Source organism: Sporosarcina sp. E16_3, assembly GCF_017347125.1.
Taxonomy (GTDB): domain Bacteria; phylum Bacillota; class Bacilli; order Bacillales_A; family Planococcaceae; genus Sporosarcina.
The window spans coordinates 15,817-38,222 of the sequence record NZ_JADPRX010000004.1; the positions used below are offsets into that span (position 1 = coordinate 15,817).

Genomic DNA, 22,406 nt, shown 5'->3' on the forward strand with positions numbered 1-22,406 from the left:
CTCCTTTACATGATTGCTTCTTCCGGCACCTCGGAAATTTTAACCGAAATGACTCTGGACACACCTGATTCCTGCATTGTGATTCCATAGAGCACATCCGCACCCTCCATCGTACCTTTCCGATGTGTGATTACGATGAATTGCGTCTTCTCTGAAAACTTCTTCAAGTATTTACTGTAGCGTATGACATTCGCTTCGTCGAGTGCAGCTTCGACTTCATCAAGAATACAAAACGGTACAGGTCGTACTTCTATGATTGAAAATAACAATGAAATCGCAGTCAACGCGCGTTCTCCACCTGATAAAAGACTTAGACTTTGCAGCTTTTTCCCCGGCGGACGTGCAACAATCTCCACACCTGTTTCAAGTAAATCATCAGGTTGCGTAAGTATCAAATCCGCCTCACCACCACCAAACATTTCCTTAAATACATGACGGAAACGATTCTGGATAGCATTGAAAGTTGTCAAAAATCGCGTTGTCATTTCAACGTCCATCTCATTCATCGCTTCGTGAAGTGTTGTTTTCGCCTCTATTAAATCATTGCGCTGTTCATCCAAAAAGAGGTGACGTTCAGATACTTCTTCAAATTCCACAATAGCTCCCGGATTAACGGGTCCCAAAACTGCCAGTTGGTGTTTTAAGGAGTCAACTTTTTCTCTGGTCTGGACTTCATCAAAATCGTCCGCAATAACACCGTCTGCAAACAATCCATATTCAGTTAGAAGCTGCTGTGTTATCGCTTCGTATTTCACTTCGATACGTGATAGTACTATAGATACCGCATTCAATGCAGAAATTGTTTCTCCTGTGCTGCCCCGAAGATTTTGAAGGGATGCACTTTTCTCTTCAAGTAAATCTGCAAGCTTTGATCGAATTTCCCTGTCTGTCCTAATCGATTTCTCAATCAATTTCTTGTCAGTAGATGCCCTTTCAATCTCGGTTGCAATTTGGTCAGCGCTCAACTCTCCGCCATTTTCGCTACCAGTGAAATACTGCATTTCATCACGCAAGGAAGTCAATTTAACTTTGGCCTGGGCAGATGCGCCCTCCATTTCTTCGATTGACGCTTGCTGATGTGCTTTCTGTTCACGTAAAACAGCTATGCATTCTCGAAGCTCATTGTATCGACTCGTTAAAGTAGCCTCTTCGTTTCTCCGGTCAGTAGCTAGGCGTTCAAGCGTATCAACTTTTGATTGAATTGCTTCTAGCTCACTTTTCACACGTTCATGATTTTGATGTAATGCCGCTTTCATTTCTAACAATTCTGTTCCGGTATTCTCAGCACCACGTCTTCCCATCTCAGTCGATGCTATCTCTGATTCCACCGATTTAATGGCGATATCAGTTTCACGAATGGCTGATTCCGCTGTTGCAATTTCAATTTGCAGGCTTTCCGTCATTTTACGAAACTGACCCACTTCGAATATCTGCTTCGCGACACCCATTTTCGTGTCGCCAATTTTCTTAGTAGCAGACTCAATTGAATCGGCCATGCGAGTTAGTTGCAGTTGCAACGTTTCGAGCTCAGCTTTTCTTGTGAAGACGGATGCCTGCCCTTTGACACCACCACCTGTAAGTGAACCACCAGCATTCACAACATCCCCATCAAGCGTTACGACACGGAAGCGATAGCCAAGTACTCCTGCAATGGCCGACGCCCCTACAAGCGTTTTCGCGACAATCGTATTGCCAAGCAAGTTTTCAGTAATAAGTGCATATGCAGCATCAGTCTGTACAAGACGATCGGCAGTTCCAATGTATTCGGGATGCTGTTCAACCGAACGCAATGCGGCTGGTTGAATTTTCCGGGATTTCATCACGTCTCTCGGTAGGAAAGTTGCCCGTCCGGCGTTCTTTGCTTTTAAGTAGCCGATTGCTTTTCTCGCTTCCGGTTCAGTTGCCGTCACGATATGCTGCATCGCACCGCCAAGTGCTGTTTCCACCGCTTTTATATACTCTTTTTCAACAGAAATAAGTTCTGCGACTGCCCCGTCAATACCGGCTAGTTTTCCTGACTTTTTCGCAACAAGAATCTCTTTTACACCTGAATAGAAACCAGAGAAATCCGCTTCCATACTTTCAAGTGCACGGACCCTCCCATGCATTTCATGTTGCTTGTTAAGTGCTTTTTGCATGAGTTCCTGTTGTGAAGCGAGTTGATCTTCAGTCTCTCGCAACGCATTTGATAATTCGCGATATGCCGAATCCGATTCCTTCAATTTCCGTTTCAAGACAGTCAACGCATTCGCTTTCACAGATTTTTCCTGTGTAAGTTTTTCGTAACGTTCCTGCAAAATAGATGTCTGAAGTATAATTTTTTCGGATGAAGACTGTTCCCCTTGAAGACGCTCTTCCGCGTGCTTCAAGTCGTTGCGAATTGTCGCCTCCTCGTTCAATCGATCGATATAAGCTGATTTCAATTCATCTATTTCTTTTTCTGTTTCTTTGACGGATCGTTTCAGTATTCGAGAAATACCATCCATCTCAACTCTTGTTTTTTCATATTCAATTTCTGACAATTGCTGTTTTTCACGCGCTGTACTTAGTTTTTCCGAAAGTACTGCCAGCTCAGTTTCAGTAGTAGCAAGTTCAAATCGGGACCTCTCAATCAGCTGGTCCGCATTGCGACGTTTTTCAAGTGATAAAAGACGTCTTCCTTCCCACTTCTCTGTTTCTGCACTTGTCACTACAAGTTTTTTTTGTAATGCATCCAGTTGTTCGTCCATTTTTGCAAGTTCTTTCTTCGCAAATTCGGACGCTTCTTCAGCTTTCCTTGACTCAGCTTCAAGGAAAACCTTCTTCTCCTGAAACTTTTCGGCTTCTACCGACCTTTTCAAGATTTCATTACGGAGATTTCTCGCATCAAAGGTTAACAGTGACACATCTGCTTCACGCGTTTCTTCCGAAAGTATTTTATGTTTTTTTGCAGCCTCCGCACTGTTCCGTAATGGCTCAATCCTGGATTCAAGCTCTTTTAAAATATCAAGCACACGGTCAAGGTTGTCTTCTGTCTCAAATAATTTATGCTCCGCTTTCTTTTTCCTCGTTCTATATTTCAGAACCCCCGCTGCTTCGTCGAAAATGCTTCTTCTGTCTTCAGGCCGGCTATTTAATATTTCATCTACGCGCCCTTGAGAAATCATTGAAAATGCTTCTTTCCCGAGTCCCGAATCCATGAAAACATCATTAATATCTTTCAATCGACATTGTTGGCCGTTTAATAGATAAGCACTTTCACCAGATCGGAAAACGCGTCTACTGACACTGACTTCTGTATAGTCAAGCGGAAAAAGACCTTTACTATTATCAAGAATAAGCGTCACCTCTGCGAAATTAAGTGATTTACGCGAATCACTTCCTGCAAAGATGACATCTTCCATTTTAGAACCTCGTAGCGATTTCGCTGACTGTTCGCCTAGAACCCAGCGAATAGCATCAGTAACATTACTTTTCCCACTTCCATTTGGACCCACTACCGCTGTAACACCAGGGACAAAATCAATCGCAATTCGTTCGGCGAATGATTTGAATCCCATAATTTCTAGTCTTTTCAGAAACACAATTAATTCTCTCCTTCAACCTGCCGACTCTTTAAATCTTGAATTGCATGGCGGGCTGCTTCTTGCTCGGCCTCTTTTTTCGATTTCCCGAGACCACTTCCAAGTTGTTCATCGCCGAGCCGTACGACAGTAACGAAACTTTTCGCATGGGCAGGACCTTTCTCTTCAACGATTTCGTACTGTAATTGACCATTATTCGTCTGTTGAACGATTTCCTGAAGACGGCTTTTATAATCCATCACATGCGAAAAAGCACCGACACTAATTTTTGGGAAGACGACTTTTTCAAGGAATGGGATAACCGCCTCCATCCCTTGATCTATGTATAAAGCGCCTATAAACGCCTCAAAAACGTCCGCGAGCAATGCAGGGCGCATTCGTCCACCCGTCTGCTCCTCGCCTTTCCCAAGCAGGATAAAGCGGCCTAGCCCAAGTTCGTTAGAGAATTTCACAAGAGAAGGTTCGCAGACAATCGCAGCCCTCAGTTTCGTAAGCTCCCCTTCCGTCATATCAGGCTCTGTCGAATAAAGGAATCGGGACACACCTAATTCAAGGACTGCATCACCTAAAAATTCCAATCTCTCATTATCCGTGAAATTTTTTCTTCGATGCTCATTCACATAAGATGAATGTGTAAATGCATTGTACAGTAGTGAATTGTTTATGAAATGTACATCCAATTCATTTTGTAATTCATCGAACTTGTTGCGAATCGCTATCGGTAACAGCGAAGTTGTTTTTTTTCCTTTGAAGTTGTTTGTATTGTTTGTATGGGTCATCATCAATTCTGCCTTTCAGTGCATAATGCATATAATTCAATAGTGTGCTTTACTGCGTTTAACACACCCTGAACATGCCTTGAATTATCAAGGTTCTTTGTAATTTTTTTTGATACTTTTTTACACGAAGTCATACGATTATGACCGGATTATTGCCGACTCAATTTGAAGGAGTATATTCAGTTCTTATCACAAATATTTCTTTATGAAACACTATACATTATCCTTTGTATCACGTTCAATAGCAAGCAATGTTCATACTAAAAACCTACTCAACGCATTTTTTTGTTCATCATATCAGTAACGAAAAAATCACTTTACTTTATAAACCCAATTCAGGTAGGTTATGCACAAAAAAATACAGAACGACTTTCTACAGCCTTAATAAACAGCATGAAATAGGGTTGTGAAGTTTTGTTCAACACGCCATACCAATACAGATACCATCGTTTTTCAGGATAGGTAATCTGTCCCCTGTTGCTCCGCCTTCCAGTGTGAACTGCATCAGTCGGTTCTATTTCAATCTCCACAAAACTTCTGACTCGGTGAAATTGCCGATACCTATTTTAGCCATTTATCAACTTGATGACCACCTTCACACATAGCCCCCAATAGTTGAAGCTGAACCTAAAGAAGATCCAAAATCTGAACCCGAAATAACTGAAGAAGAATATGCGGCTAGGGTTGCCAAGTTTGAAGCAGTTGTTGCTTCGAGAACTGAAGCTCCGATTTAAGCTAACGAACCTAATAAATTCGTTTCTACGTGATCTAAAATCAAGGTTGAATCAGCAGCGAACAATTCCATCCTTTCACCGGAGCCCATTAATTAAAAGGATGGAAATCGCTTTTTAACTTCACTTTGATTTTATAATATTTATATATCTATTGGAATTTAGTTTAACATTTTAATGGTGATAGACGCATTTACGTTTGTTTGTGTGCCCCCTGCCAAAGTCTGAAGGGTAACTGCTGCTGCAGAAGAATGATTTCGAAGGGTAAGAACTTCGCCGGCTGCTATGGCAATTATAGCCTGACCATTGTTTTGCTGAGTGCCGGCACCTGAACCGTAGGCTGTCCCCAGAACCGGTGCACCATTTAAAAATAGTGCGAATTGGTTGGGTTCCACACCCGACACGGAAAAAGTAACCTCGTAGTCGCCTGGGCTGGTAACTAAAATTTGAGAGGTTCCTGGGGCATGCGTAATTCCAGATGTAATTACACCTGTTGTATCAAAAGTAACATCAGCCTCTATAGCTACTGTTTCAGGACTTAGGTTGTATATATACCCGTACTGGGATAACCCACCATTCGGTCCTAATAAATATATTATTCCTAACAAATGCAATAACGACTCATTTTGTTGTAGAAGAAGACACAGCGATTATTGTAGTCGTAATAATTCATTATTTCACCCCCTTCTGTAACATCTTATTCTAGCAATAGGCTCCGTATTAATGAAACCGTATAATAGAATAAAGAACACATAACAATGAGAACTATATAAGTCGAGTTTAATCTTGTCGCTATATAAGTGTCCAAGTTGGCAAGTGTTTTCAAATTCCAATCCCTATCCATAACTAGAATGAATAAATATTGGAGTAATCCAACGTCGAGTCGGTCATGCTGACATAAATACAATCATGAACATATCCTGGAATACTAGGGATCAGGTTTCAAAAATAGTTAACAATCACCTTTTAGATATATCCGAAAAAATACAATAAAGGTAATTTCATTTATTGACTATTGCCGGATTATTGCCTTAATAACAAATCGAACCCCCTAAATCCTTTTCCATCAAGGTTTTAGGGGGTTTTGGACATAATACACATAATTTTACCCTTTTCAACGCCATAGTGCAAAAAAGAGTTTCGCATAAACCGAAAAGAGACACTTTCATCCTTTCAAGTAGAAAGGATGAAAGTGTCTCAATCAGAATTGCAATTAGTTTACCTTTGTTTCGATATGCGAAACTGCGTCACCGACAGTTGCAATCTTTTCAGCTTCATCATCCGAAATTTCCATTTCGAACTCATCTTCTAATTCCATTACTAATTCTACGACGTCCAATGAATCTGCGCCGAGATCGTCACGGAAAGAAGCTTCCATTTTAACTTCACTTTCATCGACGCCAAGGCGGTCGACAATTACTTTAGTTACACGTTCAAGTACTGTTGACAAATTTGTCACCTCCCTTCAAGATATGTGGAAACGCCCTTCTATGAACCCAGCCTAAGTTCGCCACATCGTGTGGCAACGGCTGCGTGACCTACATCCAGTAGGCCCGCGACAGGCATAAGACGGGTATAGGAAGGCAGTCTAAGTGCGCGACGTCCTGTCGCAACGACTGCATAGCTGGACCGACTTATGACCCGAGCCTCTAGGCGCTGGAACTGGACAACAAGGAAAAGTGGAAGCGCCTCTATTACATTACCATACCGCCATCAACATGAATCGTCTGACCTGTAATATAAACCGCATCCTCCGATAATAAGAACAGGACAGTACGTGCTACATCTTCAGGTCTGCCAAGCTTACCAAGCGGGATGACCGATAACATCTGATTCTTCACTTCTTCGCTCAGTGCATCCGTCATATCCGTCGTAATGAAACCTGGTGCGACTGCGTTTACATTAATGTTGCGTGAAGCAAGCTCTTTTGCCGCTGTCTTTGTAAAACCAATCACGCCAGCTTTTGCTGCTACATAGTTTGCTTGTCCAGGATTTCCAGAAACACCAACAATCGATGCAACGTTGACGATTCTTCCCGCGCGTTGTCTCATCATTTGGCGTGTGACACCTTTTGTACAAAGGAAAACGCCTTTTAAATTGATATTAATGACATCGTCCCACTCGTCTTCTTTCATACGCATGAGCAAATTGTCTCTCGTAATCCCTGCATTATTGACAAGGATATCAATTGACCCAAATATTTCTATGGTTTTGTCAACCATAGCTTTAACATCGTCAGCGTCGGATACGTCTGCCTGAATAGCGAACGCTTCTCCGCCGGATTCTGTAATTAACTTAACGACATCATCCGCTTTATCCTTGCTACCGCTGTAGTTGACAGCAACACGAGCGCCTTCTTTAGCAAGAAGCAGTGCAATTTCACGGCCAATTCCACGCGACGCTCCTGTGACAATTGCTGATTTCCCATTAAATCTACCCATTATGACCACCCTTTCGAAGCTTCGATTACAGTTTGTAATGTCTCTTCATCATAGACTGGAAATACTGTTGCACTCCGGTCAATCTTTTTAACAAGTCCGCTTAGTACTTTTCCTGGACCACATTCAATGAAATGCGTAACACCCTGGTCAAGCAATGTACGTACAGAGTCTTCCCAAAGCACCGGGGAATAAAGTTGTTCGACAAGGAAACCTTTTATGTCTTCACGATTAGTAACAACTGCAGCGTTCACATTCGCAACAACTGGAATAGATGCATTCTTCATCTCGATTTCATCAAGCGCCGCCCGCAGTTTTTCTGCCGCCGGTTGCATTAGCGAAGAGTGGAACGGCCCACTTACATCTAGTGGTATCGCTCTTTTCGCGCCGGCTTCTTTCAATTGGATACACGCTTTCTCGACGCCTGCTTTCGTACCCGAAATTACGATTTGTCCCGGACAGTTCAAATTGGCTGGTTGGACAGCAAATCCATCTGCTGTAATAGCATCCGTCACTTCCTTCAACTTCTGACCATCAAGTCCAAGAATTGCTGCCATTGCCCCTTCACCCGCAGGTACCGCTTCATTCATGTACAATCCGCGCTTACGGACGACCGACACACCATCTTCGAACGACATAACACCAGAAGCAACAAGCGCAGTATACTCCCCTAGGCTGTGCCCCGCCGTAAAGTCTGGCGTAACGCCTTCGTTTTTCAATCGCGAAGCAATCATAGATCCGACCGTGAGGAGTGCTGGTTGTGCGTTATATGTCAATGTCAGCTCATCTTGTGGTCCTTCCAAGATTAGTTTACTCAGTTGGAAATCAAGTACAAGGTCTGCTTGTTCTAAGAGCTGCTTACTTTTTTCATGCGTTTCCACGAACTCTTTTCCCATACCGACCGATTGTGAACCTTGTCCTGGGAAAATAAATGCAATCTTCGTCATCGAGTTTCCACCTTTCCTACCGTTTCACGGATTTTTCCGCAAACATCGTATTGCACCATCGTTCTCGCTTGGCGGACAGCGTTCAATATAGCATTTGCGTTTGATGAACCGTGTGCTTTAATAACGGGCGAATTCAAACCAAATAACCCTGCTCCGCCATATTCCGTGTAATCCATTTTGTTTTTCAGTCCGCGCAAATCGTCTTTCACAAGTGCAGCAGACAGTTTCGATTTCAAGGAAGCGCTATACACTTCTTTCAACATAGAAAAGAAAGCCGAAGCAGTTCCTTCGATTGTCTTAAGAACCATATTTCCCGTGAAACCGTCTGTGATGACGACATCCGCCACACCCGTTAACAGATCACGTGACTCAACGTTACCGATAAAGTTGATGGGCGCTTTCGAAAGCAAATCAAAAGCTGCCTTCGTCAATTCATTCCCTTTTCCTTCTTCGGTTCCGATATTTAATAATCCAACGCGTGGATTTTCAAGACCGCGCACCTTTTCAGCGTAGATGCTTCCCATAACTGCATATTGCTCAAGATGAGATGGTTTCGCATCCGCATTTGCACCAAGGTCCAGCATGACAAATCCTTTTCCGTCAACGGTAGGTAGTGTCGGCGCTAAGGCCGGTCTCTCAATACCGTCAATTCTACCCACTATGAATAGCCCAGCCGCCATTAAAGCCCCCGTATTGCCTGCAGAAACGCAAGCTGAAGCTTCGCCGTCTTTAACAGCTTGCGCCATCCTTACCATTGACGCATCTTTTTTCCGGCGGATAGCACGAACCGGCTCATCGTCTGGTTCAATTTTCTCTGTACAGTGAATAACTTTTAGACGGGCATGTTCCTTCAAGAAAGGCGCCATCGCCTGTTCATCACCATAAATATGTATGCTTATATCATTGAATTCAGCGAGACTTTTAAGAGCTCCGGCAATAATTTCACCAGGCGCATGATCTCCGCCCATTCCATCTACAGCTATGATCACTTTAATTCCCCCTGCTTCCTATCAGTCGTCCGGTACATGTGAAATTCGCCAGTGAATACCGTTTCGTCATTGACCGTCGATGCGACCATGACTAATGTCCGCTTCTCTCCCAGACTTTCTCTCTTCACTTCTGCACGTGCAACAACTCTATCGCCAGCTTTCACCGGTTTCAAAAAGTTAATGGTCGACTTCACAGTCAAAGCAAGATCATCATTCATAACTGCGACAGCAAGCGAGTTTGCCTGTGCAAACAGATGATGTCCACGGGCAATTCCGTTACGCTGAAACACATGATCTTCGGTCACATCGAATATCGACAACGCCCTCTTATCGAGTTCCATATCAACGATATCCCCAAAGACTTCATCGGAATGAAGTGACTTCACTTCCTCTTTCATCGTTCGTGACGCAACCGTTTTCAACCGTTCCCGCAGTTCAGGAATTCCACGCTCAAGCCTATCCAAACGAATCGTCTGGACACTTACAGTAAAATGTTCCGACAATTCTTCATCTGTCAAGAACGGATTTTCTTCAAGCAACTTTCCAAGCAGTCGTTGCCTTTCCTTTTTAGGCATTCTCAATCGTTTCACCTTCCGGATTAGCACTTGGTACTAATAGCAGTATATAAAAATAGAAAAAAGAAAGCAAGCATAGAAAAGCGGAAGGCGTCGTTTAGCCCCGAAAAGCGCTGGAGGTCCACAGGAAAAAGGCGTACTTTGCCTTTATCCTGTGGACTGAAGCGACTCGAGGGGCTGACGCCTGGAGCTGGACAGCACTGAAATGCGGAAGCGGTCGTTTTTAAGGAATGCAGCCTAAGTTCGCCACTTCCTGTGGCAACAGCTGCATGACCTACATCCTGTAGGCCCGCGACAGGCATAAGACGATTTGGCGAAGCGGCGCCCTTTGCCGCACAGCCGAAGTGGCTTATGACCCGAGCATCTGACCGTTGGTGCTGGACAACACTGGAATGCGGAAGGCGCCAAAAGGAACGCAGCCTAAGTTCACCGCATCGTGCGGCAATGGCTGCATGACCTGCATCCTGCAGGCCCCCGAAAAGCGCTGGAGGTCCACAGGAAAAAGGCGTACTTTGCCTTTATTCTGTGGACCTCCAGCGACTCGAGCATCTGACGCCTGGAACTGGACAGCACTGAAATGCGGAAACGGTCGTTTTTAAGGAATGCAGCCTAAGTTCGCCACGTTCTGCGGCAATTAGGAGGGATGTAGTTCAATCCCTCCCCGCTGCATGACCTACATCCTGTAGGTCTCAATCAATCCTATCACCACTAAGAGCACCCGACTCTTCAAGATGTGAGCGAAGAATGCCGTATTCCGGATCTTCCCAGAAGTGGCGTGATTCTAACAGTCTTTCCGCGTCTTTCCTTGCCGTTTCAAGCGCCCTATAATCATGAACGGGATCTGCTACTTTAAACTCAGGCATTCCACTTTGCTTTTTCCCAAAAAAATCGCCGGCACCTCTTAGTTCGAGGTCCTTTTCCGCTAAAACAAATCCATCATTCGTTTCTGTCATCGTTTGCATCCGCTCTTTTCCTTCTTCGGTCTTAGGATCAGCAAGCAGCACACAATAGGATTGCTCAGCACCCCGACCTACGCGCCCCCTAAGCTGATGGAGCTGAGCAAGTCCAAAGCGCGTCGCGTCGTAAATAAGCATGAACGTCGCATTTGGTACGTTGACACCGACTTCCACGACAGTCGTCGACACAAGAACATTAATTTTACCTTCACTGAAGTCGCGCATGATGGCATCTTTATCGTCCGAATGAAGACGGCCATGCATTAGACCGACCGTGTATTTACCACTAAAATGAGTCGAAAGCTGACTATGGACATCCACTGCATTTTGGACATCTAATTTGTCGGATTCCTCGATTAATGGACAAATAACATAGGCCTGACGTCCGGCTATTAATTCATTTTCCATCTTCCGCAAAACTGGAAGAAGAGAATCCTCTTTCAACCAATGTGTTTCGATGAGTTTTCGGCCAGCCGGCAACTCATCGAGTATGGAAACATCCATCTCACCGAAAGCCGTGATAGCAAGCGTTCGTGGAATTGGAGTTGCAGTCATGAATAGAACATCAGGATTCAATCCTTTATCTCGTAAAACACGCCGTTGTTCGACACCGAATCGATGCTGTTCATCTGTAATAACCAACCCGGGATTTTTAAAAATGACATTAGGCTGAATGAGGGCGTGTGTACCGATAAGTAAATCCACTTCGCCCGACTCTAGCTTTTCAAGTAAATCCCTTCTCGCCTTTGCCTTTGTCGAGCCAGCAAGGAATGCAACCGTAATGCCGTGTGGTTCTAGCCACTCTGCAAGCGTAGATGCGTGCTGTTCGGCAAGGATTTCTGTAGGTGCCATAAGAGCACCTTGAAATCCCGCCGTAATAGCAGCATACAAAGCGATTGCCGCAACGACCGTCTTACCAGAACCAACATCTCCCTGAAGGAGGCGGTTCATCCGAGTCGGACTTTTCAATTCCCCACATAATTCATTGACAACCCGCTTTTGAGCCCCTGTTAATTCGAATGGTAAAGCTGCGATGAACGTCTTCACTTTGGCAAGGTCATAGTCGATTGCTACACCTTTCTCGGCTTCTTTTCGCGCTTTTTTCATTCCCAACATCTTCAGCTGGAACATGAGAAGTTCCTCATAGACAAAACGCCTTCTCGCATGTTTCACATCAGCTGGGCTCGTTGGAAAATGGATCATCTCAAGGCCATTTTCGATGCCAGGCAATCTATACATTTCACGAATATCAGCAGGTAGCGATTCCGCATGATTACCGACAGCTGCATCCAATGCACTTCGCATGAAGCGTCGAAACGTCTTCTGATGCATAACACCTTTTAAGCTGTAGACTGGCTCAAAATCGGATTGATCTGATTTCGGACCATCCTTGAAGTTGCTTACATTGATCACTTGCCTGCCCCGGTCCCACTTCCCAGTAACTGTGACAATCGTCCCGAGTGACAAACGCTCTTTTAAGTAATGTTGATTGAAAAAAACCGCCTTCACAAGATGCCTTCCGGCAAGAAGACGGATTTGTAAACGGGATCTATTCTTCCCTAAAAAAAGAACGGAAGGCTCGCTTTCGACCCTTCCTTCAATTGTGACTCGTTCATTATGCGGCGTTTCAGTCAAATCTTTTAACCTGAAGTCTTCATGACGGTACGGGAACGTCATGAAGAGGTCTTGAAGCGTTGAAACTCCAAGTGCCTCAAGCTGTTCACCGGCCGCTTTTCCGACCCCTTTTATCGTCGTAACAGAATCATGAATTGACAGTGCCACTATCTACCTTATCCTTACCAAATATCTTCGCTTCAAGCGCTTTTCCGGTTGGCGTAGCAGCCAATCCACCTTTAGCTGTTTCCCGTAGCGCCGAAGGCATCGACTTACCTATTTTATGCATTGCTTCAATCACTTCATCTGTCGGAATACGGCTAACTACGCCTGCTAGTGCCATATCTGCTCCAACAAGTGCCTTTGCCGCTCCCATTGCATTCCGTTTCACACATGGTACTTCGACAAGTCCAGCAACCGGATCACAGACAAGACCTAACATATTCTTCATTACGATAGAAAACGCTTCAGCACTTTGTTGTGGAGTCCCGCCCGCCATTTCGACGATTGCAGCTGCAGCCATCGAACCTGCTGAACCTGTTTCCGCTTGGCATCCGCCTGCAGCACCTGATATCGATGCATTATTCGCAACGACAAACCCGAAAGCACCAGACGTAAATAAATAATTAATCATTTGTTCCCGTGTAGGATTCAATTTGTTTTTCACCGCAAATAAAGTACCGGGCACGATACCTGCTGCACCCGCTGTTGGTGTCGCACAAATTGTTCCCATTGCCGCATTCACTTCATTCGTAGCGACTGCCTTACTAACGGCGTCCATGACTACATCTCCACAAAGAGATTTTCCTGATGCCATGTATTTTTGAATAAGAACCGCATCGCCGCCCGTAAGACCAGATGCCGAATGTACACCCTGTAATCCTCTTTCTACCGCTTTTTCCATCACTGTTAAGTTATTGTCCATCTGTGCAATGATTTCTTCTCTTGTACGTTTTGTCATAAGGATTTCTTGTTCAATCATGATTTCTGAAATAGGCTTGTTCTGTGACTCGGCAAGTGCAACTAGTTCTTTAACGTTACTGAATAAAACGTCCATCTATGTTTTCCTCCTATTTTACTGCTCTTTAGTTTGCCAATGTTGATACTTGCGTTACATTCGGCAATGACTCCAATTCATTTATCAGTGCAGCGTCGATCATTTGGTCGACTTCAATCACCATTAGGGCCATTTCCCCTTTTTCTTTCCGGTCAACTTCCATATGTGCAATATTTATATCCAGCTTTGCAATCGCGTTGGAAACGCTTGCAATAACGCCTGAACGGTCATTATGAACGATGAGAAGTGCCGGGTAATGGCCTGATAATCTAAGCGGGAATCCGTTAAGTTCAACAACTTCCATCGTTCCGCCACCTATAGAAATCCCAGTCAACTCCATAACTCCATCACTGTCCCCAATTACAAGACGGGCCGTGTTCGGATGTACCGCCTCTTCCTCTTCAGGAATAAATTCAAAAGTCATACCAAGTTTCTCTGCATCAGCAAATGCAGATTTAATACGCTCATCGAATGTATCATAATCTAATAATCCACCGATAATTGCTACATCTGTACCGTGTCCTTTATACGTTTCTGCAAAAGAACCATAAAGATGAACCCGAGCCCATTCCGGCTGTCTGCCAAACAGTGTTCGTGCGACACGGCCGATTCTCGCAGCGCCGGCAGTATGTGAAGATGATGGACCTATCATAACTGGTCCAATAATATCGAAAACTGATCTAAATTTCATAAACGCTACCCCCTATTAATAAGCACGTACTAGTATTCATTTTACATGAGATTTGCTGTAAAGACAAAAGATGTTGTTCCTTGTCGACGCAAGGAAAAAGCAGTGCGGCTTTCTACATGCGCACTGCTCGTTACTGGTTTATTCAACTGAAATAATATATGGATACAACGGCTGTTTTCCGTTATAAAGTTCAACTTCTGCGTGATTAAAGTTATCCTCTACATAACTTGCGATTGCAGCAGCATCTTCCTCACCAACGTCTTCGCCATAAATAATTGTTACAATTTCATCATCTTCATCAATGATAGAGTTCAATAATGTTTTCATGACGTTTTCAAGTGAAGGTGCAGATGTAATAATCTTACCGCCTGAAATACCCATGAAGTCGTCTTTTGTAATTTCAACGCCGTCAATCGACGTATCTCTTACTGCATGTGTAACTTGTCCAGTTTTCACGAACGATGCAGCTTCAGTCATCGCCGCGACGTTTACACTCACTTCCGCTTCCGGATTGAATGCAAGTATAGCAGCAAGTCCTTCTGGCACTGTTTTTGTAGGAACAACTGCTGCTTCAATACCAATTACATCGGCCGCTTGCTGCGCTGCCATAATAATATTTTTATTGTTCGGTAAGATGAGTACTCGCTCAGCCCCAACTGCTTCAATAGCCTTGACGATATCTTCTGTCGACGGATTCATCGTCTGCCCGCCTTCAATAATGGCAGAGGCACCTACGCTTTTCAGTAATTCAGAAATCCCAGCCCCCATCGCAACGGTTACGACCGCGTATGGATGTTTAACAACTTCTTTTTTCGCCGAATTTTGTACCGAATAATTTTCGCCGACGATTTCAAGATGTTGCTGACGCATATTTTCAATTTTAATTTTAATAAGAGAACCAAATTTCTGCCCGTAACTAAGTGCGTCACCCGGTTCTTCTGTATGGATATGTACTTTCGCAACTTCATCATCAGAAATAACAAGTAGAGAATCACCGAATTGACTTAGACCTTGTCGGAATTGGGATTCGTCGTATGGATTCGATTGCAGCTTATCATCCTCAAACTTCACCATGAATTCCGTGCAATATCCGAATTCAATGTCTTCCGTATTCATGAAACCTTGGACAGTGCGATGATGTTCCGCACTTACTAAATCATCCATGGACTCGACTACAGTTCTTGCTGGAAGTTCTTCGCCTTTTAAGCATGCCAAGAAGCCCTCATATACGTAAACGAGACCTTGTCCACCACTATCAACGACGCCAACTTCCTTTAATACCGCCAATAGATCTGGCGTTCGTTCAAGTGAAGCTTGTGCCTCTTTTACTACGGCTTCCATTACCTCAATAATGTCATCTGTCGACGCAGCTTTTTCAACTCCGATAGTAGAAGCATCTTTTGCGACAGTTAAAATTGTTCCTTCAACAGGTTTCATAACCGCTTTATAGGCCGTTTCAACACCATACTTCAAGGCAGCTGCAAATTGTACTCCATTGACAGTTGCTTCATTTTCAATCGCTTTTCCGAAACCGCGGAATAACTGTGAAAGAATAACGCCAGAATTACCACGCGCACCCATCAGCAATCCTTTCGATAACGCTTGTGCAGTTTGACCGATATGAGCAACGGCATTATCTTCTGTTTCCTTCGCTCCCGAAGTCATCGATAAATTCATATTCGTACCGGTATCACCATCAGGTACCGGAAAAACATTTAGTGAATCGACATAATCTGCATTTTGATAAAGATGGTGGGCACCCAGCTTTATCATTTCCGCGAATTTCAAGCCATCTATGGTTTTCATAGAAATTATTTCCTCCTCTTACAGGTTCGTCACTCGGACTCCCTGGACAAAAATATTAACAGATTTAACAGTCATGCCGACTGTCTTTTTCAATGTATACTTCACTTTTGATTGTACTTGATAGGCGACTTCCGAGACTTTAGTGCCATATCCGACAATGACATACATATCGATATGCGTATCATCGCCAATATTACGGACGATGACTCCCCGCGTGAAATTTTCTTTCCCAAGGATTTCAGTAAGGCCATCTCGGATCTGATGCCTTGAAGCCATTCCGACAATGCCATAACATTCGATAGCCGCCTCCCCAACTATCTGGGTAATGACGTCATTCGTAATAGCAATTTTGCCGTATTCGTTCTTCACTTCGATTGACATGTGTAATCCCCCCTGGATCCTTTTTCACTAACCCCATTGTACTATACCTGTTATAATAATAAAAGAAAGCAATTCTACGACTATCAAATACGCCGCGGTGTATTTGCGTCCAGATTAAATAAATAGAAGTTAACCTATGAACATCGCATCCTTGCGACAATAAGGAGGAATGAATTTCAATTCCTCCCTGTTGGTTACTCAGGCGTTGCCGCAGGACGCAGCGATCTTAGCCAGAGTTCCACTATTATGCAACGGTTTGACCCCCGTAGAATTATAAGCATCGTTGGCATTTAACTCTTCATTTGTAGGTGCGGAAGAATTTTTGCTGAATAAAGTTAAACGTGTAAAGGTAATTACCTTGAAAGATGTCACAAAAAAGGTTGCAACACGTTTACGCATATGATACATTATTATGGTATGCGAATAAAGAAGTAAATCACTTAATCAACATTCGCAAGGAGGTACTATTATGTCTAAAGAATGTGTTATCACAGGTCGCAAAGCCCGTGCAGGCAATGCGCGCTCTCACGCAATGAACGCTACTCGTCGTACATGGGGTGCGAACCTTCAAAAAGTCCGTATTCTCGTTAACGGTAAACCTAAACGTGTATGGGTCTCTGCTAGAGCCCTTAAATCAGGTAAAGTTCAACGTGTGTAAAGGACTGTAATTAAAGCTTAAACGCCTTGGTTTTTAAGCTTTAAAGAAATAAAACGCCGGGCTGAATTTCTTCAGCCCGACGTTTTTTCTTTTTTCCTTTTTTTATTCTTAGTATTGCTTGCAGTAGCCTTTGGTGAATCATCTTTCTGAAAAGCAACCATGAACTTCCGTACGACTCCACTAACAAACTTTGGCATTGTAAACGTATATACCCGCAATTCCCCACTCCTTTCAGGAATCTGAACTCCTTACCATTAAGCATATGCCCTCATGGAACGAAATAGTACAGACTTCCTCAGCCAGTTCATTGCTTGTAAATAACGTCATGCCAGTTTCAAGCACTGCATCTACCATTTCGTATTTGAAACCGGTAAGTGAAAGTCCTCTAACAGCCCCACCGAATGAAAAAAAGGATATGTATTTAAAACGATCATCCGGCGTCACTTGATAGTTTCCAGGTGTAAGTATAGAAAGTTCATTCGTCCCATTACGAATTGAAAATGATGTATGGTTATGAGCTGTTTGAAGCCGGTATAGAAGATGAAGGGCTGATTCCATATGATCCAGCCTCCCTCCTGTAACCCCCGTCAAAATGACACGTTCTGGACCGTAGGATAGGGCACGTTCTACCGCAAGTTCAGTATCGGTCTCATTTTTTTCCGAACGAAATCGACCGATTATGCGGACCGCGGCGGCTATCTCATCGTATTCACTTTTCGTAACCGAATCAAAATCCCCCACTGCTTCAAGAGGAATAATTCCTCTTTGCAACAAGTGAAGCGCACCTCTATCTGCCCCGATGAAAACCGTATCTTTATGATGAAATTCCCTCAAATCAGCTATTTCTGAATCAGGTCCGCCCGCACAGACGACAGCAACCTTCATTTTCTTAGCGCACCTTCACCAGCAGCTTTTATACGGCGTAAAGCTTCAGCACGATTAGGTGCATTGTAGATAGCAGATCCTGCGACAAAGATTGTAGCACCCGCTTCTGCACAAGGTACAATCGTTTCTTCATTAATGCCACCGTCGATTTCAATTTCAATCAGAAGTCCTCGCTCACGAATAATATCGGCTAGCTGTTTCACTTTTGGCACGACAGAATGAATAAACTTCTGACCACCGAATCCTGGATTGACCGTCATAAACAGGACTAAGTCAATTTCATCTAGCACATGAAGAATCGTTTCAACCGGTGTATGCGGATTCAAAACAACGCCTGATTTCACCCCGTAGGACTTAATCAATTGCAGTGTGCGGTGCAAGTGAGGGCACGCCTCTACGTGTACCGTAATATAATCAGCCCCGGCTTTTGCAAATTGTTCAATATACATGTTTGGATTTTCAATCATTAAATGGACATCCAGTGGCAATTTCGTTACTGGTCGAAGTGCCTCAACAACAATCGCTCCCATTGTAATGTTCGGAACGAAATGCCCATCCATGACATCGATATGGATGAGTTCCGCGCCCGCCGCTTCCACTTCTTTTACTTCTTCGGCAAGCTTTGAAAAGTCTGCTGCTAAAATTGAAGGTGCAATTTTAATCATGTTTTTCATACCTCGGCTTTCGGTCAAGTATTTCTTGCATGAACTGCAAGTAGTGATCATAGCGATGACGCGGAATTTCTCCCGTCTCAACCATCTCTTTTACTGCACACTTTGGTTCTTTCAAGTGCAAGCAACCTCGGAATCTACAGTTTGGCGCAACTTCATCCATATCTACAAAGTAACGTGACAATTCCTCTTTTTCGATATGATCGAATTCAAGTGAACTGAAGCCCGGGGTATCTGCGACAAGACCACCTAATATTTCAAGCAACTCAACATGGCGCGTCGTATGCTTTCCGCGTCCAAGTGCTTCTGATATTTCCCCCGTCTTCAATTCAAGCGTAGGCAATACAGTGTTCAACAATGTCGATTTGCCAACACCCGACTGTCCAGCAAGAACCGTAGTCTTTCCTTCAAAATAGGGATTCAACAAGTCAGTCAGCTTAGGGTCGTCAATAAAAGTCTTGATAACGTCATAACCGATTTTCTTATAATACGCCGCTGATTCAGCTACCATTTTCAGTTCATCAGCATTCGCAAGATCTTTTTTCGTCAGGCAGATAATTGGTTTCACATCGAATGATTCGACGACAACAAGAAACCTGTCTAACAGGTATTGACTAAATGCCGGCTCCACAATGGAGAATACGAGCAGAGCCTGATGCACATTCGAGATTGGCGGACGGACAAGTTCATTGAAGCGCTCATGCACTTCAGTGACTGTCGCATCATTATCTTCAACACGTACATAGGTCACAAAATCACCAACCAGCGGATGAATACCACGGTTTCTGAAAACTCCGCGTCCTCGACATTGAATTATTTCCCCGTCATTTTCCACATAATAATACCCGCTGATTGCTTTTCTAATTTGTCCTTCTGGCATTCTTTCACCCCTTCTATTTGGTATCGTCGTAATTGACCACTTCCGCAATGATATTTTTAGAATCGCGCGTAATCGTATATGCGCCGTTTTGTCCTTCTTCCAAGTTAAGTGAAATTTGTTTTTCAGTCGTTTCCAAGATTGGAAATTCTTCAAAAACATCTGTCATCTTGTTATTTTTGTCCTGAATGTAAATACGAATTATTTGTGGAACAGGCTGTTGGACGCCATCAGAGTTGTTCCCTTCCCCTTCGACACCTTCTTCCTCGTTAGGGCTAGGCTCGACCACAGCAGGTATATACTCAATTATCTCCGTTCGAACAATTAAATTATCGGCTTTTTTCTCCGGACCTTTCGATACGACAACTTCAACTTTTGCACCTTGTGCAATCCTTGTATTTCCAGGCGGACTTTGCCTAATGACATGCCCTTCAGATACTGTAGCAGAATGCTCAGTTTTTGATACCTTAATATCGAATCCAGACGAATTTCTATAGTCCTGCAGCTGTTCAGCGTCAAAACCCGATAGATTGCTCAGTTCTTTTAGGTCTGGACCTCTACTTACGGTAAACAGTAAATCCGTTTCGCTTAGGATTACTTCCCCTGCAGCTGGATCTTGTCCAATAATTGTCCCCTCTGGTTTATCAGAAAAATCGGGAACGGATTTAATCGACTTAAAGCCCTTATCATCTAAAGAAGCCATAGTTATTTCAGCATTACGGCCCGTGTAATCAGCAAGGGTGCTTGGTTCTTTACCGGCACTTATATACAAAGTAATCTTTGAGTCAACAGCGCGTTTCTTCTCTGCCTCGGGTATCGTTTTAATGACTTCCCCCTCTTTAAATTCATCGGAGTGCTGTTCCTCTCCAATAACTGAATTGAAGCCTTTTTCTGCGAGCGTATCCCTAGCTTCCGCTTCTTCCATTCCACTCACATTCGGAATAACAGCCTTTTTAGGACTAAGCACGCCTGGGATAAGGGACAATAATAGTAGCAGGATTGCTACGCCTGCAATTCCACCAATAATATAGGGCCATTTCTTTCGTTTTTTTGGTGACTGCGAAGATTGTTCAAGCTTAACTGGCTCGATTTTCTTAGTCATTTCAATACTATCAAACTTTGGTATTTCACTAACGATTGGTATCGCGCGCGTACGATCATCATCGAACACAATCGCGAACTTCTTCTCGTTTGCCCGTTCGGGTGACAGGACAGTTAGCAAATCTTCATACATTTCGTCTGCCGAATCATATCGATAGGTGGCATCTTTCATAGTCGCCTTCAAAATAACATTTTCTAAACTTTGTGGAATCGAAGGGAATAACATTCTCACTAAGGGTGTTTCTTCTTGTAGATGCTTTAATGCAATCGCAACTGCAGTATCTGCTGTAAATGGCAATTCGCCTGACAGTAATTCGTAAAGTACGATGCCTAATGAATAGATATCAGACTTTTTCGTTGCCATTCCGCCACGTGCTTGTTCGGGTGACAAGTAATGAACCGTACCAATGACTGAATTCGTTTTTGTATGCGCTGTTGCACTTAGTGCCATCGCAATACCGAAATCAGTGATTTTCGCATTCCCATCCGAATCCATTAAAATATTCTGCGGTTTAACATCACGATGGACGATACCATTATGATGAGCATTCGCAATTGCAGAAACAATCTGCTGCATAATCGGCAATGCTTGCTTAGGTGTCAAGGCGCCGTTATCTTGAATAAACTTCTTCAAAGTTTGTCCTTCGATATACTCCATCACCAGGTAATGCAGTTCATCTTCCTCACCCACATCGAATATATCAACGATGTGCGGGTGTGTTAGACTCGTTGCAGAAAGTGCTTCACGTTTAAATCTTCTTTTCAGTGCCTCTTCATTCACAAAATCATAATTAAGGACTTTAATTGCAACATCGCGGTCCAGGATGATGTCATGCGCAAGATATACTTTTGACATGCCGCCGTCACCAATATTCCTCACAATTTCATAACGTCCACCTATTCTAGATCCAATCATGGATTAGTCGCCTCCACTTCACTCGAGTCGATTAATATAACGGAGATATTGTCTTCCCCGCCCATCTTGTTCGCTAAATCCACAAGTTCTTCGGTTTTATCACGTAGCGTAGCGGTAGATAGAACAATGTCACTCATCGATTGTTGATTGACTTTATTGCTCAGACCGTCCGTACAAATGAGCATGTACATGTCATCTTCCAGCTCAAGTGAATAAAGATCCGGCACAAGCTTTTTTTCCGAACCTACCGCTTTCATAATCCAGTTGCGTCGTGGATGCACCGCCGCCTCTTCCTCGGTAATTTCCCCACTGTCAAGAAGGACATTTACGTAGGAATGGTCTCGCGTTACTTGGCGCACACCTTGTCCATCAATTGCGTATACACGGCTATCTCCAGTATGCGAAATAAGACAAGAACGTCCACGAATGAGGGCAGCTTCAAGCGTCGTTCCCATTCCTTTATACGCTTCATTTTCGTTTGCATGTTTGTAAAGTAAGTCGTTTACGTAAATGACTGCTTCTTGCAGCCACTGCGCCCATTTACCTTCCGCTTCAAACTTGGAACTATCAAGTTCCATGAATTGCTCGCCAATTACTTTGACCGCCGTCGAACTGGCGTAATCCCCCCCGAGGTGGCCACCCATACCATCCGCTATCACAGCAAGCATTATGCCGTTCGGGAGTGTAAATACAGCTGCACTATCTTCATTGACTGTTCTTTTTCTGCCGATATCCGTCAAGACTTTAAATCGCAACGTTTATCCCCCCTTT

At 43.7% G+C, this 22,406-nt stretch carries 19 protein-coding genes; 1 reads left to right on the top strand and 18 read right to left on the bottom strand.

Translation table 11 applies throughout. The features are described 5' to 3' along the window. Positions 1 to 5: 5 nt before the first annotated feature. The 13 genes from smc to I2483_RS04810 all read right to left on the bottom strand — a co-directional run bounded on the left by smc (position 6) and on the right by I2483_RS04810 (position 16,527). On the bottom strand, positions 6 to 3,563 hold the full coding sequence (smc, locus tag I2483_RS04750) for a chromosome segregation protein SMC (RefSeq protein WP_207174143.1): 3,558 nt from the start codon (positions 3,561 to 3,563) through the stop codon (positions 6 to 8). A 2-nt stretch (positions 3,564 to 3,565) separates the two neighbouring features. Continuing rightward, positions 3,566 to 4,342 (bottom strand): ribonuclease III, encoded by a 777-nt coding sequence (gene rnc / locus I2483_RS04755; RefSeq protein WP_207174237.1) that lies wholly within the window; start codon positions 4,340 to 4,342, stop codon positions 3,566 to 3,568. An 892-nt stretch (positions 4,343 to 5,234) separates the two neighbouring features. Beyond that, positions 5,235 to 5,681: a BclA C-terminal domain-containing protein gene (locus I2483_RS04760; protein WP_255550270.1), complete on the bottom strand. Its 447-nt coding sequence runs from the start codon at positions 5,679 to 5,681 to the stop codon at positions 5,235 to 5,237. A gap of 605 nt (positions 5,682 to 6,286) precedes the next feature. After that, positions 6,287 to 6,523, bottom strand: a complete 237-nt coding sequence (locus I2483_RS04765; protein ID WP_067211315.1) for an acyl carrier protein — start codon at positions 6,521 to 6,523, stop codon at positions 6,287 to 6,289. Between the two features lie 244 nt (positions 6,524 to 6,767). Next, positions 6,768 to 7,514: a 3-oxoacyl-[acyl-carrier-protein] reductase gene (fabG, locus tag I2483_RS04770; RefSeq protein WP_207174144.1), complete on the bottom strand. Its 747-nt coding sequence runs from the start codon at positions 7,512 to 7,514 to the stop codon at positions 6,768 to 6,770. Beyond that, positions 7,514 to 8,458, bottom strand: a complete 945-nt coding sequence (gene fabD, locus I2483_RS04775; RefSeq protein WP_207174145.1) for an ACP S-malonyltransferase — start codon at positions 8,456 to 8,458, stop codon at positions 7,514 to 7,516. Before fabD ends, fabG begins: the two co-directional genes overlap by 1 nt. Continuing rightward, positions 8,455 to 9,447, bottom strand: a complete 993-nt coding sequence (gene plsX / locus I2483_RS04780) for a phosphate acyltransferase PlsX (RefSeq protein ID WP_207174146.1) — start codon at positions 9,445 to 9,447, stop codon at positions 8,455 to 8,457. The genes fabD and plsX overlap by 4 nt, the downstream gene beginning before the upstream one ends. After that, positions 9,444 to 10,028, bottom strand: a complete 585-nt coding sequence (fapR, locus tag I2483_RS04785) for a transcription factor FapR (protein ID WP_207174147.1) — start codon at positions 10,026 to 10,028, stop codon at positions 9,444 to 9,446. Before fapR ends, plsX begins: the two co-directional genes overlap by 4 nt. 683 nt (positions 10,029 to 10,711) lie before the next feature. Next, positions 10,712 to 12,754, bottom strand: coding sequence for an ATP-dependent DNA helicase RecG (gene recG, locus I2483_RS04790; RefSeq protein ID WP_207174241.1), 2,043 nt, complete (start codon positions 12,752 to 12,754; stop codon positions 10,712 to 10,714). Further along, complete coding sequence (sdaAA, locus tag I2483_RS04795; RefSeq protein WP_207174148.1) at positions 12,741 to 13,649, bottom strand: L-serine ammonia-lyase, iron-sulfur-dependent, subunit alpha; 909 nt, start codon at positions 13,647 to 13,649, stop codon at positions 12,741 to 12,743. The genes recG and sdaAA overlap by 14 nt, the downstream gene beginning before the upstream one ends. A gap of 28 nt (positions 13,650 to 13,677) precedes the next feature. Next, positions 13,678 to 14,340 (bottom strand): L-serine ammonia-lyase, iron-sulfur-dependent subunit beta, encoded by a 663-nt coding sequence (gene sdaAB / locus I2483_RS04800; protein WP_207174149.1) that lies wholly within the window; start codon positions 14,338 to 14,340, stop codon positions 13,678 to 13,680. 138 nt (positions 14,341 to 14,478) lie between these two features. Then, positions 14,479 to 16,146: a DAK2 domain-containing protein gene (locus I2483_RS04805; RefSeq protein WP_207174150.1), complete on the bottom strand. Its 1,668-nt coding sequence runs from the start codon at positions 16,144 to 16,146 to the stop codon at positions 14,479 to 14,481. Between the two features lie 18 nt (positions 16,147 to 16,164). Then, positions 16,165 to 16,527 (bottom strand): Asp23/Gls24 family envelope stress response protein, encoded by a 363-nt coding sequence (locus I2483_RS04810; RefSeq protein ID WP_186671275.1) that lies wholly within the window; start codon positions 16,525 to 16,527, stop codon positions 16,165 to 16,167. Positions 16,528 to 16,996: 469 nt separating this feature from the next. Here I2483_RS04810 and rpmB point away from each other — a divergent pair, with 469 nt between their 5' ends. Then, positions 16,997 to 17,185 carry a 50S ribosomal protein L28 gene (rpmB, locus tag I2483_RS04815; protein WP_186671276.1) on the top strand — a complete coding sequence of 63 codons (189 nt, stop codon included), beginning with the start codon at positions 16,997 to 16,999 and terminating at the stop codon, positions 17,183 to 17,185. Between the two features lie 231 nt (positions 17,186 to 17,416). Here rpmB and I2483_RS04820 read toward each other — a convergent pair whose 3' ends face one another. The 5 genes from I2483_RS04820 to I2483_RS04840 are packed head-to-tail and all read right to left on the bottom strand — an operon-like array spanning position 17,417 to position 22,390. Then, complete coding sequence (locus tag I2483_RS04820; protein WP_207174151.1) at positions 17,417 to 18,070, bottom strand: thiamine diphosphokinase; 654 nt, start codon at positions 18,068 to 18,070, stop codon at positions 17,417 to 17,419. Then, positions 18,067 to 18,735, bottom strand: a complete 669-nt coding sequence (gene rpe, locus I2483_RS04825; RefSeq protein ID WP_207174152.1) for a ribulose-phosphate 3-epimerase — start codon at positions 18,733 to 18,735, stop codon at positions 18,067 to 18,069. The genes I2483_RS04820 and rpe overlap by 4 nt, the downstream gene beginning before the upstream one ends. After that, positions 18,728 to 19,621, bottom strand: coding sequence for a ribosome small subunit-dependent GTPase A (rsgA, locus tag I2483_RS04830; protein ID WP_207174153.1), 894 nt, complete (start codon positions 19,619 to 19,621; stop codon positions 18,728 to 18,730). The genes rpe and rsgA overlap by 8 nt, the downstream gene beginning before the upstream one ends. A gap of 13 nt (positions 19,622 to 19,634) precedes the next feature. Beyond that, on the bottom strand, positions 19,635 to 21,635 hold the full coding sequence (gene pknB / locus I2483_RS04835) for a Stk1 family PASTA domain-containing Ser/Thr kinase (RefSeq protein ID WP_207174154.1): 2,001 nt from the start codon (positions 21,633 to 21,635) through the stop codon (positions 19,635 to 19,637). Continuing rightward, positions 21,632 to 22,390, bottom strand: a complete 759-nt coding sequence (locus I2483_RS04840; RefSeq protein WP_207174155.1) for a Stp1/IreP family PP2C-type Ser/Thr phosphatase — start codon at positions 22,388 to 22,390, stop codon at positions 21,632 to 21,634. Before I2483_RS04840 ends, pknB begins: the two co-directional genes overlap by 4 nt. Between the last annotated feature and the right edge of the window lie 16 nt (positions 22,391 to 22,406).

Excerpts from the sequence above, each read along its gene's own strand:
- rnc (WP_207174237.1), bottom strand. The coding sequence starts at position 4,342 with ATGACCCATACAAACAATACAAACAACTTCAAAGGAAAAAAAACAACT.
- fabG (WP_207174144.1), bottom strand. The coding sequence starts at position 7,514 with ATGGGTAGATTTAATGGGAAATCAGCAATTGTCACAGGAGCGTCGCGT.
- fabD (WP_207174145.1), bottom strand. The coding sequence starts at position 8,458 with ATGACGAAGATTGCATTTATTTTCCCAGGACAAGGTTCACAATCGGTC.
- sdaAA (WP_207174148.1), bottom strand. The coding sequence starts at position 13,649 with ATGGACGTTTTATTCAGTAACGTTAAAGAACTAGTTGCACTTGCCGAG.
- sdaAB (WP_207174149.1), bottom strand. The coding sequence starts at position 14,340 with ATGAAATTTAGATCAGTTTTCGATATTATTGGACCAGTTATGATAGGT.
- I2483_RS04805 (WP_207174150.1), bottom strand. The coding sequence starts at position 16,146 with ATGAAAACCATAGATGGCTTGAAATTCGCGGAAATGATAAAGCTGGGT.
- I2483_RS04810 (WP_186671275.1), bottom strand. The coding sequence starts at position 16,527 with ATGTCAATCGAAGTGAAGAACGAATACGGCAAAATTGCTATTACGAAT.
- rpmB (WP_186671276.1), top strand. The coding sequence starts at position 16,997 with ATGTCTAAAGAATGTGTTATCACAGGTCGCAAAGCCCGTGCAGGCAAT.
- I2483_RS04820 (WP_207174151.1), bottom strand. The coding sequence starts at position 18,070 with ATGAAGGTTGCTGTCGTCTGTGCGGGCGGACCTGATTCAGAAATAGCT.
- rpe (WP_207174152.1), bottom strand. The coding sequence starts at position 18,735 with ATGATTAAAATTGCACCTTCAATTTTAGCAGCAGACTTTTCAAAGCTT.
- rsgA (WP_207174153.1), bottom strand. The coding sequence starts at position 19,621 with ATGCCAGAAGGACAAATTAGAAAAGCAATCAGCGGGTATTATTATGTG.
- pknB (WP_207174154.1), bottom strand. The coding sequence starts at position 21,635 with ATGATTGGATCTAGAATAGGTGGACGTTATGAAATTGTGAGGAATATT.